Here is a 15,162-nt window from a genome sequence, read left to right as displayed (position 1 = left end):
GCGGTCTGACATTTTTTTACCTGCCAAAACCTCGTAAAATCATTTGGCAAACGGTTGCACAAAATGAAAAAGCTGTACTTCCAACTGTGTTAATTAAGGAACTTGCAGCAAAAATATTTGTTTGTCATGAGTACAGATCGCAGAAAGTTTTTACGCAGCATATCAATTGGTGGAGGAATACTTGCAACTGGCCTGCCAGCATTTGCAGGTTCGCTTGCCAGCACTGATGAAGAAGTGGAAAGATCAAAAAGTTTGGAAGCGTCGAAACAACGGTTCAATATGTGCGGCTATGGTGCACCAAAACTTCCCGTTGTGCGTGTGGCGGTAATTGGTTTGGGTATGCGTGGTAGTGGAGCGGTTGACAGGCTTTGCCGTATTGAAGGAATGGAGATGGTAGCCCTTTGTGATAAATTTCCCGACAGAGTTACAAGGGCCCAAAAAACATTGGAAAAAACAAATCGTCCAAAAGCAAAGGAATATAGTGGTGTAGATGGATGGAAAGCTTTATGCGACAGTAATGATATTGACCTTATATACAACACCACGCCATGGGAATTACATGCACCTATTTCTTTGCGTGCAATGAAAAATGGAAAGCATGCTGCATCGGAAGTAAATGCGGGCCTGTCTGTTGATCAGCTATGGGAGCTTGTTGAAACATCAGAGAATACGAAAAAGCATATGATGATGCTTGAAAACTGTTGTTACGATTTCTTTGAAATGCTTACGCTCAATATGGCACGTAATGGTTTGTTTGGAGAATTGGTGCAAGGAGAAGGTGCATATATTCATGATCTCAGCAAAGATTATCTCTTCAATAAAAATGCATACACAGATATGTGGCGATTGAAAGAGAATTATAAACTTCATGGCAACCTGTATCCTACGCACGGACTTGGTCCTATTGCTCAGTGTATGAACATAAACCGTGGCGATAAAATGGATTACCTCGTGAGCATGAGTACCAATGATTTTACATTGAACAATCTTGCAAAAGAATTCGCTGCCAAAGATTCGTTCTTTAATGAGTTTGTTGATAAGCCTTATCGTGGAAACATGAACACTACAGTTATTAAAACAAGTAAAGGAAGAAACATCATGTTGCAGCACGATGTATCAACTGCTCGTCCTTATTCAAGATTGCATACATTGAGTGGCACAAAAGGTATTGCTCAAAAATATCCAGGTCCAGAAAGAATTGCATTTGGTCATAGCTGGATCAAAAAAGAAGAACTCGAAGATCTCTACAAAAAATATACACCGGCACTGGTAAATCATATTGGTGAAATTGCAAAAGAAGTTGGCGGGCATGGTGGTATGGATTTTATCATGGACTGGAGGCTTATTGATTGTCTTCGCAACGGGTTGCCACTTGACCAGGATGTGTATGATGCGGCTTCATGGAGTTCTATTATTCCATTGAGCGAACGTTCACTTAATAAGCGTTCAGGTTCTGTAGATATTCCTGATTTTACAAGGGGAGCGTGGAAAACCAACAAACCCCACTCGTTAACAATGGAAGGCGGTGGCACCACTACTGTTCGAAAAATCGAAAAGAAGTAAATGCAATAATTAAACAAAGAGCCGGAAATTGTTCCGGCTCTTTTCTTTTGCCCTGTTGGCATGTGGTTTGTCTTATTTAGTGTTCAAATAATTATTATGAAAGACACCGTAAAAAATCTTAGTCGTCAAGACGCCAACGAGAAAATAAAAGAGCTGGCAATTAAAGCCGACCTCTGCTTTTTCACAACCAATCTCAGCCAGTTACCACTGTCAACAAGACCAATGTCAACACGTGATGTTGATGAAAATGGTAACATTTGGTTCTTCAGCAGGAAAGGGAGTGATAAAAATGAGGAAATAGCTGCCGACAATCGTGTGCAATTGTTTTACAGCAATCATTCTAATTACGAATTTCTTACGCTGTATGGCACTGCAACTATCATTAAAGATGATGCAAAGGCAAAGGAGCTATGGTCGGCCATTGCAAAAACATGGTTCGATAAAGGATATGATGATCCTGAACTTACATTGATTAAGGTTGAACCAACAGATGGTCATTACTGGGATACAAAGGATGGTAAAATAGTTTCGCTGTTTAAAATGCTGGCCGGTGCTATTACCGGTGAGGAAATGAATAATTCTGTTGAAGGCGATATTCGTAAATAGAAAAGTAAAAAAACAGGGAACAGTTGAATTCAACTGTTCCCTCCTAATTTTATCGAGGCATTTACTTCGTATCTCCAACCTCTTACTTCGTACTTGCGATTATCCCATATTATGAAACACTTTCTGCACATCATCATCCTGTTCCAAACGCTCAATTAATTTACTGATATCCTCTGCTTGTTCATCTGTAACGGGCACGGTAGTAGAAGGTATCCACTCGAGTTCAGCACTCAGCGGATTAATTCCTTTATCTTCTAATGCTTTTTGCATATTACCAAAATCAGAAAATGCGCAACGCACTACCAACACATCCTCACCATTTTCTCCAGTACCTTCACCCAGTTCTTCCAAACCAAAATCAATCAACTCCAGTTCCATCTCTTCTGCATTCAAACCTTCGGGTTTTAATTTAAACACACCCATTTTCTTAAACTGGAAACTCACCGAGCCACTGTTGCCTAATGTGCCACCACCTTTATTGAAATGACTTTTTACATTGGCCACTGTGCGAACATGGTTATCGGTGGCTGTTTCAACCAGCAACGCAACGCCATGCGGTGCATATCCTTCATACAAAATTTCATCATAGTTTACCAGTTCCTTTCCTTGCGCTCTTTTAATAGCGGCTTCCACACGGTCTTTCGGCATACCCACACTACGTGCATTCTGAAAACAACGGCGGAGGGCGGCATTTGTTCCGGGATCGGGGCCACCAGCTTTTACGGCAATAATAATCTCTTTACCAATACGGGTAAACTGTTTAGCCATGCGATCCCAACGGGCAAACATGGTACTCTTTCTAACTTCAAAAATCCGTCCCATTATAAATCAGTTTTTAGTGTGTAGTCCCGATAGCCATCGGGATTGGTTTTTTGGTCCCGGCCTCATCGCATCTATCATCTGCATTGGCGTCGCACTCTTGTACTGTTCCTTCCTTATTCAACATCTTTTAAAGACATACGACTGTGAGGCTTCGGGTCGCAAATTTAGGGAGATGGGCTGTAAACAAAAAACGTCCCGCAACCTGCGGGACGTTTTCTAAAAAATATCTGGATAATATTAGTCACGACGCTCAAAATCGGTAGCGTGCGGTAATATCTCTGAAGGATTTCTCAACTTGCTGTGATGGCGACTGTACAGGAAGTAAACTATTAAGCCTACAGCCATCCATGCAAATGCCACTTTCAAGGTTTGTGAATCCAGGCCAATGATCATAGCAGTACAAATAAGTACACCCAAAGAAGAAACAATAGGGTAAACTGGTGTTTTAAACGGACGTTGAATGTTCGGTGCTTTCACACGCAAGATCCATACGCCTGCACTTACCAGTACAAAAGCGAACAATGTACCGAACGATGTAAGATCGCCGGCAACATGACCCGGAACAAATGCAGCAAACAAACCAACAAATACAAATAATATCCAGTTGGCTTTGTAAGGCGTTTTAAATTTCGGATGCAGTTCACCAAATGCTTTTGGAATTAAGCCATCATTACTCATGGTGTAGAAGATACGGCTCTGGCCCATCAACATCACCAGGATTACAGAAGAGAAACCGGCAAGAATGGCAACAGTTACTGCAGTTGCTAACCAGCCATAACCAGTCATATATTGTGAAATAGCGTAAGCAACAGAAGCTTCACGTCCTTTTTCAGGATCAACAAAATCTTTCCAGTTGGCTACACCGGTTAATACATGTCCAAATAAAATATAAAGGATAGTACAAACCACAAGTGAACCAAGAATACCAATAGGCATATCACGCTTTGGATTTTTTGCTTCCTGTGCAGCAGTACTTACCGCATCAAAACCAATAAAGGCAAAGAAAACAATGGCGGCGCCACCAAGTACCCCACCGAAACCATGTTTGTTCCAGCCACTGTAATCGGCAATTACTTTACCTGCCTGGTCAACAACCGGAGGCGTTCCTTCAGGAATAAGGTAAGGCGTATGGTTAGCAGGATTAATGAACTGCCAGCCAAGTGCAATAAATAATAATACAATACCAACTTTAATAAACACGATCACCATATTTACAATGGCACTTTCCTGTGTTCCTTTTATTAATAACAGTGTAAGTAATAATAAAATGACAAGAGCGGGTGCATTCATAATTCCTGAATGATGCACACCTGACGAATCGGTAAAGCTTTCAAAAGGGGAGTGACTCCATTCGTAAGGAATAGCTCCTCCAAACAGCTTGTTTAAATATTCACTCCATGCAATTGATACAGTGGCAGCACCCAACGCATATTCCATGATAAGGGCCCAGCCAATGATCCATGCAATTAATTCGCCCATTGTGGTGTAGCTATATGCATAAGCACTACCTGCAATAGGAATCATAGCTGCAAATTCAGCATAACATAAGCCGGCGAAAGCACAGCCAACGGCTGCAACAATAAACGAAAGTGTAACACCGGGTCCTGCAGCTTGTCCCGCAGCAGCAGCCGTACGCACAAAAAGACCGGCACCAATAATGGCACCAATACCTAAGGCCACCAGGTTACCTGCTCCCAGGGTACGTTTAAGGCCTTTACCTTCTTCAGCCTGGGCGAGCATTTGATCAAGTGGTTTCTTTGCAAATAAACTCATACTTTGATTGGTTATAGATTTAGTATACTAACAATAATAAGCTGGAAAAATAGAGATTTATTCGAAATAACCATCAAAAGATTTATTAACGGTTTAGCTGCACTTCCTTGCAACCCGAAAGCCGTATATTGCGGCACATAATTAAAAAGCATGGGTAAGGGAAACCGGTTAACGATTTATATCATTGCTGCAATGATTCTTGGTATAGCGGTTGGGTATGTAATTCACATTACATCTTCGGCTGAAACAATCGGGACTTTTTCAAAAAACATTAAACTGCTCAGTAGTATTTTTATTCGCCTGGTGCAGATGATTATTGCACCATTGGTGTTTTGCACGCTGGTGGTAGGTATTGCTAAACTGGGCGATCTCAAGGCTGTGGGCCGTGTAGGCGGCAAAGCACTATTATGGTTTGTTTCGGCATCACTTGTTTCCTTATTACTTGGGTTATTGTTGGTAAACCTCTTTAAGCCGGGTACACATATTAATTTGTCGCAAGCCGATACAGAAGGTGTAAAGGACCTGATGACAAAAACATCTACTTTCTCTTTGCAGAATTTCGTGGAGCATATCATTCCCAAGAGTTTGTTTGAAGCAATGGCAAGCAATGAAATATTGCAAATCGTTATCTTCTCTATTTTCTTTGGCGTGGCAGCATCGGCTATTGGTGATTTTACCAAGCCGCTGATCAAAGCATTAGACGTAGCATCGCACATCATTTTAAAAATGGTGAACTATGTCATGAATTTTGCGCCTGTTGGTGTATTTGGGGCATTGGCAGCTGTAGTGGCAGCGAAAGGCTTAGGCATTTTCCAATTCTACCTAGTTTATTTTGTTTATTTCCTTATTGGTATTGCAGTGCTTTGGCTACTGTTAATAGGTGCAGGATTTTTAATTCTTGGCCCCCATCGTATGAAGGTATTGCTGCGTCGCATCGGCGGGCCATTACTCATCGCTTTCAGTACAACAAGTAGTGAGGCCGTATTTCCAAAACTCACAGAAGAACTTGAACGCTTTGGCTGCAAAGATAAAATTGTGGCATTTGTGTTACCGCTGGGCTATTCGTTTAACCTCGATGGCAGTATGATGTATATGACATTTGCCAGTTTGGCTATTGCGCAGGCATATGGAATACATCTCGATCTTGATACACAGCTTGTGATGTTGCTTGTATTGATGCTCACCAGTAAAGGTATTGCAGGTGTGCCACGTGCATCATTGGTTGTGGTGCTGGCTACATGTGCAATGTTTAATATTCCGCCTGAAGGTGTGGCATTGATACTGCCGATCGATCACTTCTGCGATATGTTCCGCAGCGCCACCAATGTTGTTGGTAATGCATTGGCAACATCGGTAGTAAGTAAATGGGAAGGAGAGTTACACGATGGACATAATCATCATGATCATGCACATCACGACCATGATCATCACAATCATTCACATACTGCCTGATTTAATAAAGCGAGCAGGGCAATAATAAAAAAGGATAAATAGAAATGAAGAAAAGTTTGATTCAGGTATTGATGTTTTTTGTTGCAACATTTTCGGTTGCAAATCTTTTTGCGCAGAAGCAAGTGAATGTTCGGGTGTTTAACCAATATGAAGCCCCAGCCGATAAGTTTACTGTTGATGGTGTTGAATATGCCACTACTAAGGACGGCACTGTTACTCTCACCCTTAATGCAACGGACTCTGTTACGTTTGCAGGTAAGGAATATGATGCAAAGAAATATGCGGTGGCCGATCTTACCAATGGTATAACCGTTGAGCTATACAAACAATTTACCTGGAAGGATATTCTCAATCCCATGTTTTATATTAAATATGGTGGATTGTGGTTATTACTGTTTATCATTTTTGCAGAAACGGGATTATTGTTTGGTTTCTTTTTACCCGGCGATAGCTTATTATTTGTTGCAGGTATTTACAGCAGCAATCTTGCACGTGAGTTTTTAAAAGTGATTGGTCTTGGCGGTGTGCAGAACGAATGGTTTGAATTATTAGTTCTTTGTGCACTTATATCGGCGGCAGGTATATTAGGAAATCTTGTTGGTTACTGGACAGGAAGAAAAGTTGGTCCGGCTATGTATAACTGGAAAGATAATTTTCTTTTCAAGCAACGTTACCTGCACGAAGCACATGATTTTTATGATAAACATGGCGGTGGTGCCATTGTGTTTGCAAGGTTTCTTCCTTTCATTCGAACGTTTGCACCAATTGTTGCCGGTATAGTAGGCATGGATCGTAAGAAATTTGTTTTTTATAATGTTGTAGGTTGTGTAGCGTGGGTGGTGAGTATGATCTTCGCTGGGCATTTCTTACAGATATGGGTAAAGAACCAATTTGGTATTGAATTGAAAGATAAACTGGAGTTAATCGTTATCATCATCATTGCTGTAACAACCGCACCGGTACTTTGGAAGTTTCTCTTCGGTAAAAAAGCAGAGAAGCCGAAGACCATGAACGATTGATATACTATACTTGCTTATGACCAACCAAAAAGAGCATTCCATTTTTTCCCTTGCTGTAGTTGTAGCAGCTTTGGGCTACTTCGTTGATATTTACGATCTTTTGCTTTTCACTATTGTGCGTGAACCCAGTCTTGTTGGGATAGGAATAGATAAGGCTGACACTGCTGCAATGATCGCTGCAAGTACAAAGATCATTAACTGGCAAATGGTCGGTTTGTTGATTGGTGGAATTTTATGGGGAACCTTGGGCGATAAAAAAGGAAGATTGAGCGTACTCTTCGGTTCTATTCTTTTATATTCCATTGCAAATTTTGTAACAGGCTTTGTGCAAACAGTGGATCACTATGCTTATGCACGATTCGTGGCCGGGCTTGGTTTGGCGGGCGAACTTGGTGCAGGTATCACATTGGTAAGTGAACTACTTCCTAAAAATAAACGTGGCGTTGGCACTTCATTGGTTGCAGGCATCGGTTTGTTTGGGGCCGTGTTTGCTTACTTCACTTTTCAGTATACGCAGGATTGGCGCTTGTGTTATAAAATTGGCGGCGGACTAGGAATTGGTTTGTTGCTGCTTCGTGTAAGCGTTGCCGAAAGTGGCATGTTTAAACAATTAAAAGAAACTAATGTAAGTCGTGGTAATGTGCTGATGTTTTTTAATAATGGCGAACGTTTCAGGAAATATCTGCTGGCCATTTTAATTGGTTTGCCTACCTGGTATGTTATTGGCGTGTTGGTAAATCTTAGTAATCGTTTTGCCAACGAATTTTACGGTTCCTCAAAAATTGATAGCGGCAGGGCCATCATGTTTGCGTATGCCGCCATTGCTACCGGCGATATATTGATCGGTCTTGTAAGCCAGTATTTCAAAAGCAGGAAAAAAGCATTGTATCTTTTTTATGGCTTCACCATTATTGGTTTAGTGTTATTCTTCTCCCCGTTAAATAATAGTGATATGGCCATGTATGCAATTTGTGCATGGCTTGGTTTCAGTACAGGTTTTTGGGCCATTTTTGTAACAATGGGAGCAGAGCAATTTGGCACTAACCTGCGTGCAACTGCCGCTACAACTATTCCCAATATGGTTCGTGGAGCATTGCCATTGATCAATCTCATGTTCCTGAACCTGTTTCAAAAGAACTGGGGATGGGGTTTAACAAAAAGTGGAATTACAACTGGTGTAATTGTAATGGCGATCACGTTAGTAGCTGCTTACTTTACCCAGGAAACATTTCACAAGGATCTCAATTATATTGAAGGAGAAGAGATGTTGCCGTAAAAAAATAGTTAATAGTTTATTGTTGATAGTTCATAGTATAGTCTATGAACTCTGATCCATTAACCATGAACCCAATTAAATGAAATTCCTCATCATTCGTTTTAGCTCTATCGGCGATATTGTGTTTACAACTCCTGTGGTACGTTGTTTAAAACAACAGGTGCCTGATGCTGAAGTGCATTACCTAACTAAATTCAATTTTCATAAAGTCATTGCTGGAAATCCGTACGTTGATAAATTCTACTATCTCAATAACGATTGGGATCTGTTGATGCATGAATTAAAACAGGAGAACTATGATTACATCATTGATCTTCATCATAACCTGCGCACACTTCGTATTAAACGCACACTGAAAGCGAAATCATTCTCCTTTAATAAACTGAATGTTCAAAAATTTCTGCTCACCAATTTTAAGATCAACCTCATGCCTGCAGATCTGCATATTGTTGATCGGAATATGGAAACAGTAAAATCATTCGGCGTTAAGAATGATGGGAAGGGAATGGATTATTTTATTCCAAAAGATGAAGAAATAAAACAAGGCGATTTACCGCATGCACATTCGCTTGGGTTTGTTGCTATTGTTATTGGTGCTGCTCATTTCACCAAACGGTTGCCGGTTGAAAAATTACAGAAGCTTTGTGCCTCTTTACATCATCCCATTGTATTACTGGGAGGTCCTGATGATAAAGAAGCAGGCGATGCTATTGCTGCTATTGATCCCGTAAAGATTTATAATGCAAGCGGTAAGTTTTCAATTAATGAAAGTGCCGATATCGTTCGCAAATCAAAGCTGGTGATTTCACATGATACCGGTTTGATGCATATTGCTGCAGCTTTAAAAAAACCTGTTATTGCTGTATGGGGAAACACCATGCCGTTGCTGGGTGTTGCACCTTATTACGGTAATGCACCTGTACTCACTACGAAGTTTGAAGTTGATAAATTAAGTTGCCGGCCTTGCTCAAAAATCGGCAGAGATAAATGTCCTAAAGGTCATTTTAAATGTATGATGTTGCAGGATGTAGAAGCCATTGCTGCAACAGCTCAGGCCTGGGCAAAAGAATTACGCTGATTATTTAATGTGTTTGCCCGTCCAGTTGCCATCCTTATTAAAGATGTTGAACCCTGCATTTGAATCTGAACAAATATAATCTCCTGTCCAGATACCATCCATATCGAAATGGTTATAAGTTCCCTGTGATGTAAGTACATAATAGCAAGTCCACACACCCTTTACATCAAAACAAATTAATACATCCCTTGCTGGTCGTGTAACATAACCAATCAGGTTATCTTTCTCATCATAGATATATAAACCTTTCCAGTTGATATTTGAGGGGTAAAGGTTTTTATAAAAAAGAGGACTGAGCAGTTGATTTTTTAGCGGGTTAATTAACTCGTTTACTTTAGGATTGATGGTGATATTTTCCGCCGGATTTATTTCCTTGTTCAGAAACGGGTTAATGTTACTGTTCATTTTAGGATTAATTCCCGGGTTGGTTTGTGGGTTGATATTGGGGTTATGCGCAGGACTGATATTCAAATCAATTTTTGGATTATGCGCCTGCGAAGGTTGCTGGGCTTTTGTTGTTAATGCTGTTAAGCAAATGCAGCAAACAAAAAGAAATGAGTAAAGATTCTTCATACACAATAATTTAGTTTCCGATAGTAAGAGAGTGATAAGGTCGGAGGTGTAACAGAAGAAATTGGAAAAGACAGAGGTATTCAGAGGATCATTAGCTGATATAAATGTACCTCTTTTCAACAGAAGTCAAAAGTATTGGCCTTATAATTATGTGATAACTAGCAATTCAATAAAAAAATCCCGGAATTCTGTAAACCTGCAGAACTCCGGGACCTTTAGTTTTATATTTTTTGAAATATGTTATTCTTATAATGTCTTCAATACATCATTCATATTTCTTACTGCTTCTGCACTTTTATTAAACAGCGCTTGCTCATCAGCATTTAATTCAAAATCGATAATTTTTTCCCAGCCATTGCGGCCAATAGTAACAGGAACACCTAAGCAAATATCTTTTTGTCCGTATTCACCTTCTAAGGCCACGCAACAAGTGAAGAGTTTCTTTTCATCACGCAAAATACTTTCAACCAAAGCAGCACCGGCAGCGCCTGGTGCATACCATGCAGAAGTACCGATTAATGCAGTAAGTGTTGCACCACCTACCATTGTATCTTTCACGATTTTCTCTTGTTGTTCTGCACTTAAGAACTTCGTTACAGGAACGCTGTTCCATGTAGCCATGCGTATCAAAGGAATCATGGTAGTATCGCCATGTCCACCAACTACCACTGCATTTAAATCAGATGGTGAGCAACCTAAGTGTTGACTCAGTTGATATTTAAAGCGGCTGCTGTCAAGTGTACCGCCCATACCAATAATGCGGTTCTTTGGTAAACCTGTTGAAGTTAATGCCAGGTAAGTCATCGTATCCATTGGATTACTGATGATGATGATAATGGCATTGGGAGAATATTTTAAAATATTTTCGCAAACAGATTTTACAATTCCTGCATTTACACCAATTAATTCTTCACGAGTCATACCGGGTTTACGTGGCAGGCCCGAAGTAATTACCACTACATCACTGTTGGCGGTTTTGCTGTAATCGTTCGTGCTTCCAACAATCTTCGTATCGAAACCAAGCAAAGTAGCAGTTTGCATCATATCCTGGGCCTTACCTTCAGCAACGCCTTCTTTGATATCAAGCAACACGAGTTCAGCGCACAATTCTTTACGGGCAATATTATCAGCGCAAGTTGCACCCACTGCACCTGCACCTACAACAGTAACTTTCATGGAACAATTAATTTAGATTAAAAATGAGAAATTTCCGATTCGTTCGGGAGCCGCAAAGGTATTGGAGGATCGGCGAAAAGTCAAAAGAAGGAATTACTATCTTTAAACAAACCAAAAACAATTTGTATGATCATTCTGTATGTAATCCTCGGAATTATTGCCCTTGTTTTGCTGGTGGCAGCAGTACTACCAGGAAAATACCTTGTTGAAAAATCAACGATCATTAGCAGGCCCACGGCAGAAGTGTATAACAAAATCGCTGACCTTCATCATTATCGTGATTGGAATCCATGGGCAAAAACTGATCCCGATGCGCAAACGACCATTACCGGTGAGCCCATGCACGTTGGGCATAAGTATTATTGGAATGGCAAAAAAGTAGGTGAGGGTAGCTTAACGGTTCGATCAACAGTGCCGAGCAAGGCTATTAACTTCGATCTTGTATTTCTGAAACCTTTTAAATCGCAGGCGATTGATGCATGGGATTTTACCGAAGTGGAAGGAGGAACAAAGGTGGTATGGCGCAACAGCGGTGGTTTTCCTTTCCCGGTTGCAAGATTAATGGGGCCTTCCATCACCAAACAACTGAATACGCAGTTTGAAGATGGGCTCCGCAACCTGAAAGAAATGTGTGAGAAATAAATATTGCAGAATTTATTAAGAACAAGGGCTGGTCAATGACCGGCCTTTGTTTTTCCAATGCATTAACAAAAGGAAGGAAAATAAATTTGGAAGACTACGAAAAAACCGTAGCTTTACGAAAAATTCGTAGAGATGCTCGAAAAACTCACTCAACAGGAAGAAGAAGCAATGCAGGCTGTTTGGCGTAATGGCGAAGGAAACGTGAAAGCCTTTCTCGATAACCTTGATATTGAACTGCCATATACAACCCTGGCTTCAACCATTAAGAATCTTGAAAAAAAAGGATTTCTTACAAGCCGACTTGTTGGCAATGCGTATCTGTATAAACCAGCCATTACAGAAGAAGAGTATAAAAAGAAATTCATGAATGGATTTGTGAAAGAGTATTTCGAAAATTCATATAAAGAATTGGTAAACTTTTTTGTGGAACAGAAAAAGTTATCGCCAAAAGAGTTGAAAGAAATAGTAGAGATGATTGAGGGAAAGAAATGAGATGAATGAAAGTGTATTTGAATTTTCAAATTTTCAAATCCAAAAATTTTCAAATTAATCATGCCAGTACTAATCGAATATTTGCTGAAGATATCTATCGCACTTGCGGTGGTGTACCTGTTTTACCAATTTGTATTACGTCGCCTCACCTTTTATAACTGGAACCGTTGGTACCTGGTGGGTTATAGCTTGCTATGCTTTGCTATTCCTTTCATGAACATTACCGATTTCCTTTTCAAACATGAACTGGACGATGCGCAGTTTGTCCAATTAGTGCCCGTTTACAATCTTCAACTTAGTAACCCCGGTTTTGAATGGAATCAATGGACTGTTTCAATTGCCGTATTCATAACAGGCATGCTTATTATGGGCCTGCGTATTATCATACAACTGTTCAGTTTGCGCCGTATAAAAACAAATGCCACCTTACTCAACGAAGGAGAGGTAAAGCTCTTTGATGTTAATGAACAAATTGTTCCTTTCTCATTTAGTAATGGTATTTATATCAATCGGCAATTGCATACCGAAGCTGAGTTGCAGGAGATCATTCGACACGAGTTTGTACATATCAAACAAAAACATAGTATCGATATTTTCTTTGCTGAAATATTATGTATGCTGTTGTGGTTTCATCCGGCCGCATGGTTTATCCGCAAAGCCATCAGGCAAAATCTTGAATTTATTGCCGATGAAAAAGTATTGCAGGATGGCGTTGATAAAAAACAATACCAGTACTTGCTGCTGAAAGTGGTTGGTAATACCAACTATAGTATTGCCGCAAATTTTAATTTCTCTTCACTTAAAAACCGAATCATCATGATGAATCAAATCAAATCTGCACGTGTGCAGATCATCCGTTTCTTATTTGTGCTGCCGCTTGTGGCAGTGCTGTTGCTTGCCTTTAGGGAAGTGCGTGAAAAAGAAAAACGCAACGATCATTCACAAAAAACTGTTTTATTAAATGATACTGTTCCAGCCAGCGATATTAAAAATGTGAACGTCAACAAAAACAATGGTGAGAAAACAATCACTATTACGTTAAAGAATGGCACAACTGAGACCTACAATCTGAAAAATGAAAATGAAAAAGCTGCCTTTGAAAAGAAATATGGTAAGCTTGATCAGCTTGTTCCGCCACCACCCGCACCGCCTGTTGTTATTAAATCAAGCAACGTAGAATCTGTGAACGTACAAAAAGACAATGGAAAAAATACCATTCAGATCCGTTTGAAAGATGGGAATGTTGAAACCTACGATCTGAATAATAAAGAACAACGTGCAGCAGTTGAAAAAAAATATAGCGTTACCAGCACAGCACCAGGAATGCCTGTTGAAATTGTAATAGCACCAACAACGCCTGCACATGAAGAAGTAAAGCTTAATTCAAAAGGTTTTTATTTGACCATTGCCGATAACATGGGCGAATGTGTTGTGATTGTTAAAGACAAAAAGAAAAATATAATTGAAGCATTAAAGCTTACCGACTGGACAGCGAATGAAAAGAAATATGAGGCTAAGTATGGTGAAATTCCTCCTCCGCCACCACCTGCACCACCTGTTCCTGCGAAAGTAACAGTTGCCACAACTGTTGGTAGCCCGGCTGCTGTCAGTGCACCAGCGAATGTAAATGTTACTACAGCAGTATCACTGGTAAAGGAAGTAACTGTAACAGGCTACGCAACCAAACCTGATGTTATTGTTGAAGGTAAACCCACAACAGCAAACGTTAAGACCACGTCTCCGACTTCATCAATAAAAGAGGTAACGGTTGTTGGTTATGGAACTTCAGCGTCAAATGTTAAGATCAAAGGTATCAAAACTGATAATGTGCTATATATTTTGGATGGAAGAGAAGTTGATGTGGAAGAAGTAAATAAAATTGAGCCCAACAGCATTGAAAGTATTTCTGTTTTGAAAGATGAGAATGCAGTAAAATTATATGGTAACAAAGGCAAAAACGGCGTGATTATCATCAAAACAAAAAGCAAAGTTACAACGTTTAAATTCCTCACTGTATTTGACAAGAAAGATAAATGCTGATGAGTTACCCGGCAATCATTCAACCTTATTATCTAAAGAGGCGAATCATTAAAATTGATTCGCTTTTTTATTGATTGGTTAATCGAACCAACTCGGCCGTGGACATACCTCCATCGAAATAATGTGCCAATTCACGTTTCTTGTTGTAAATGGTGATCAGTGGAAATGAATGATTCAGAAAATACTTTGGGAAGAAGTACAACACATCCCGTCCCATAATAATATTCTGGTAAGAAGCGATCTTGTATTCATCATAAAATGCTTTCATAGTTCCAAACGGCAATGTTGTAGCCATTACGATCTGCACATCTTTTAATTCGTCAATATGTTCAATGATTTCTTTTGTCTGCAGTTTGCAGTGATCGCACTCGGGACTAAAACTGATCAGCACAGTTACTTTTTTTGAACTTAATTGCTCGGTATAAAAGTTTGAGATGCTATCCGGCAACAAAAGCTTGAAGTCGGGCAGTTTCAGGTTTTTTAAATGTTTGGGTATGCTATCGTTGCTGCTGGCTGATGCAGTTAGCACCGTTGTCATTAATATATGTACAAGAAAGAGGAGCTTTTTCATACCTGCAAGATAGTTGAACTGTGCTTTATCTTCAATTTGCTGGCTAAGGCAGTTGCCTTATATTTGCAGCCTTAAATTA

The 15,162-nt window shown here is 39.9% G+C and carries 14 protein-coding genes; 9 read left to right on the top strand and 5 right to left on the bottom strand.

All coding sequences use genetic code 11. The features are described 5' to 3' along the window. Window positions 1–126 precede the first annotated feature (126 nt). On the top strand, window positions 127–1,563 hold the full coding sequence (locus ACO1QW_RS01395) for a Gfo/Idh/MocA family protein (RefSeq protein WP_486254997.1): 1,437 nt from the start codon (window positions 127–129) through the stop codon (window positions 1,561–1,563). Between the two features lie 96 nt (window positions 1,564–1,659). Beyond that, the gene (locus ACO1QW_RS01390; protein WP_486254995.1) at window positions 1,660–2,169 is read left to right on the top strand and encodes a pyridoxamine 5'-phosphate oxidase family protein; all 510 of its coding nucleotides are present in this window, start codon (window positions 1,660–1,662) and stop codon (window positions 2,167–2,169) included. A gap of 99 nt (window positions 2,170–2,268) precedes the next feature. Here the strand turns inward: ACO1QW_RS01390 and ACO1QW_RS01385 are convergent, their stop codons facing one another. Together ACO1QW_RS01385 and ACO1QW_RS01380 are read right to left on the bottom strand one after the other, a co-directional pair. Further along, window positions 2,269–2,991: a YebC/PmpR family DNA-binding transcriptional regulator gene (locus ACO1QW_RS01385; protein WP_486254993.1), complete on the bottom strand. Its 723-nt coding sequence runs from the start codon at window positions 2,989–2,991 to the stop codon at window positions 2,269–2,271. A 237-nt stretch (window positions 2,992–3,228) separates the two neighbouring features. After that, the gene (locus ACO1QW_RS01380) at window positions 3,229–4,764 is read right to left on the bottom strand and encodes an amino acid permease (protein WP_486254991.1); all 1,536 of its coding nucleotides are present in this window, start codon (window positions 4,762–4,764) and stop codon (window positions 3,229–3,231) included. 150 nt (window positions 4,765–4,914) lie between these two features. Between ACO1QW_RS01380 and ACO1QW_RS01375 the strand changes: the two genes are divergently transcribed. The 4 genes from ACO1QW_RS01375 (at window position 4,915) to ACO1QW_RS01360 (ending at window position 9,589) form a co-directional block, all read left to right on the top strand. After that, window positions 4,915–6,216, top strand: a complete 1,302-nt coding sequence (locus tag ACO1QW_RS01375; RefSeq protein WP_486254989.1) for a dicarboxylate/amino acid:cation symporter — start codon at window positions 4,915–4,917, stop codon at window positions 6,214–6,216. 44 nt (window positions 6,217–6,260) lie between these two features. Then, window positions 6,261–7,235 (top strand): DedA family protein, encoded by a 975-nt coding sequence (locus tag ACO1QW_RS01370; RefSeq protein ID WP_486254987.1) that lies wholly within the window; start codon window positions 6,261–6,263, stop codon window positions 7,233–7,235. Between the two features lie 16 nt (window positions 7,236–7,251). After that, complete coding sequence (locus tag ACO1QW_RS01365; RefSeq protein ID WP_486254985.1) at window positions 7,252–8,511, top strand: MFS transporter; 1,260 nt, start codon at window positions 7,252–7,254, stop codon at window positions 8,509–8,511. Between the two features lie 79 nt (window positions 8,512–8,590). Continuing rightward, window positions 8,591–9,589 (top strand): glycosyltransferase family 9 protein, encoded by a 999-nt coding sequence (locus ACO1QW_RS01360; RefSeq protein ID WP_486254984.1) that lies wholly within the window; start codon window positions 8,591–8,593, stop codon window positions 9,587–9,589. Here ACO1QW_RS01360 and ACO1QW_RS01355 read toward each other — a convergent pair whose 3' ends face one another. After that, window positions 9,590–10,162 (bottom strand): hypothetical protein, encoded by a 573-nt coding sequence (locus ACO1QW_RS01355; RefSeq protein WP_486254982.1) that lies wholly within the window; start codon window positions 10,160–10,162, stop codon window positions 9,590–9,592. It abuts the gene before it with no gap. A 246-nt stretch (window positions 10,163–10,408) separates the two neighbouring features. Next, the gene (gene mdh, locus ACO1QW_RS01350) at window positions 10,409–11,338 is read right to left on the bottom strand and encodes a malate dehydrogenase (RefSeq protein ID WP_486254981.1); all 930 of its coding nucleotides are present in this window, start codon (window positions 11,336–11,338) and stop codon (window positions 10,409–10,411) included. Between the two features lie 126 nt (window positions 11,339–11,464). On the opposite strand from mdh, the gene ACO1QW_RS01345 reads away from it, so the two are divergent. From ACO1QW_RS01345 to ACO1QW_RS01335, 3 genes are all read left to right on the top strand, one after another. After that, window positions 11,465–11,980 carry an SRPBCC family protein gene (locus tag ACO1QW_RS01345; protein WP_486254979.1) on the top strand — a complete coding sequence of 172 codons (516 nt, stop codon included), beginning with the start codon at window positions 11,465–11,467 and terminating at the stop codon, window positions 11,978–11,980. 132 nt (window positions 11,981–12,112) lie between these two features. Continuing rightward, the gene (locus ACO1QW_RS01340) at window positions 12,113–12,472 is read left to right on the top strand and encodes a BlaI/MecI/CopY family transcriptional regulator (RefSeq protein ID WP_486254977.1); all 360 of its coding nucleotides are present in this window, start codon (window positions 12,113–12,115) and stop codon (window positions 12,470–12,472) included. A gap of 60 nt (window positions 12,473–12,532) precedes the next feature. Beyond that, on the top strand, window positions 12,533–14,512 hold the full coding sequence (locus tag ACO1QW_RS01335; RefSeq protein WP_486254976.1) for a M56 family metallopeptidase: 1,980 nt from the start codon (window positions 12,533–12,535) through the stop codon (window positions 14,510–14,512). 67 nt (window positions 14,513–14,579) lie between these two features. On the opposite strand, the gene ACO1QW_RS01330 is transcribed toward ACO1QW_RS01335, so the two are convergent. Beyond that, window positions 14,580–15,083, bottom strand: a complete 504-nt coding sequence (locus ACO1QW_RS01330; RefSeq protein ID WP_486254974.1) for a hypothetical protein — start codon at window positions 15,081–15,083, stop codon at window positions 14,580–14,582. Window positions 15,084–15,162: the final 79 nt, after the last annotated feature.

This window comes from Lacibacter sp. (assembly GCF_057361365.1).
Note: the sequence above shows the minus strand (reverse complement) of the source record. Positions and strands in the feature narration are given on the sequence as shown.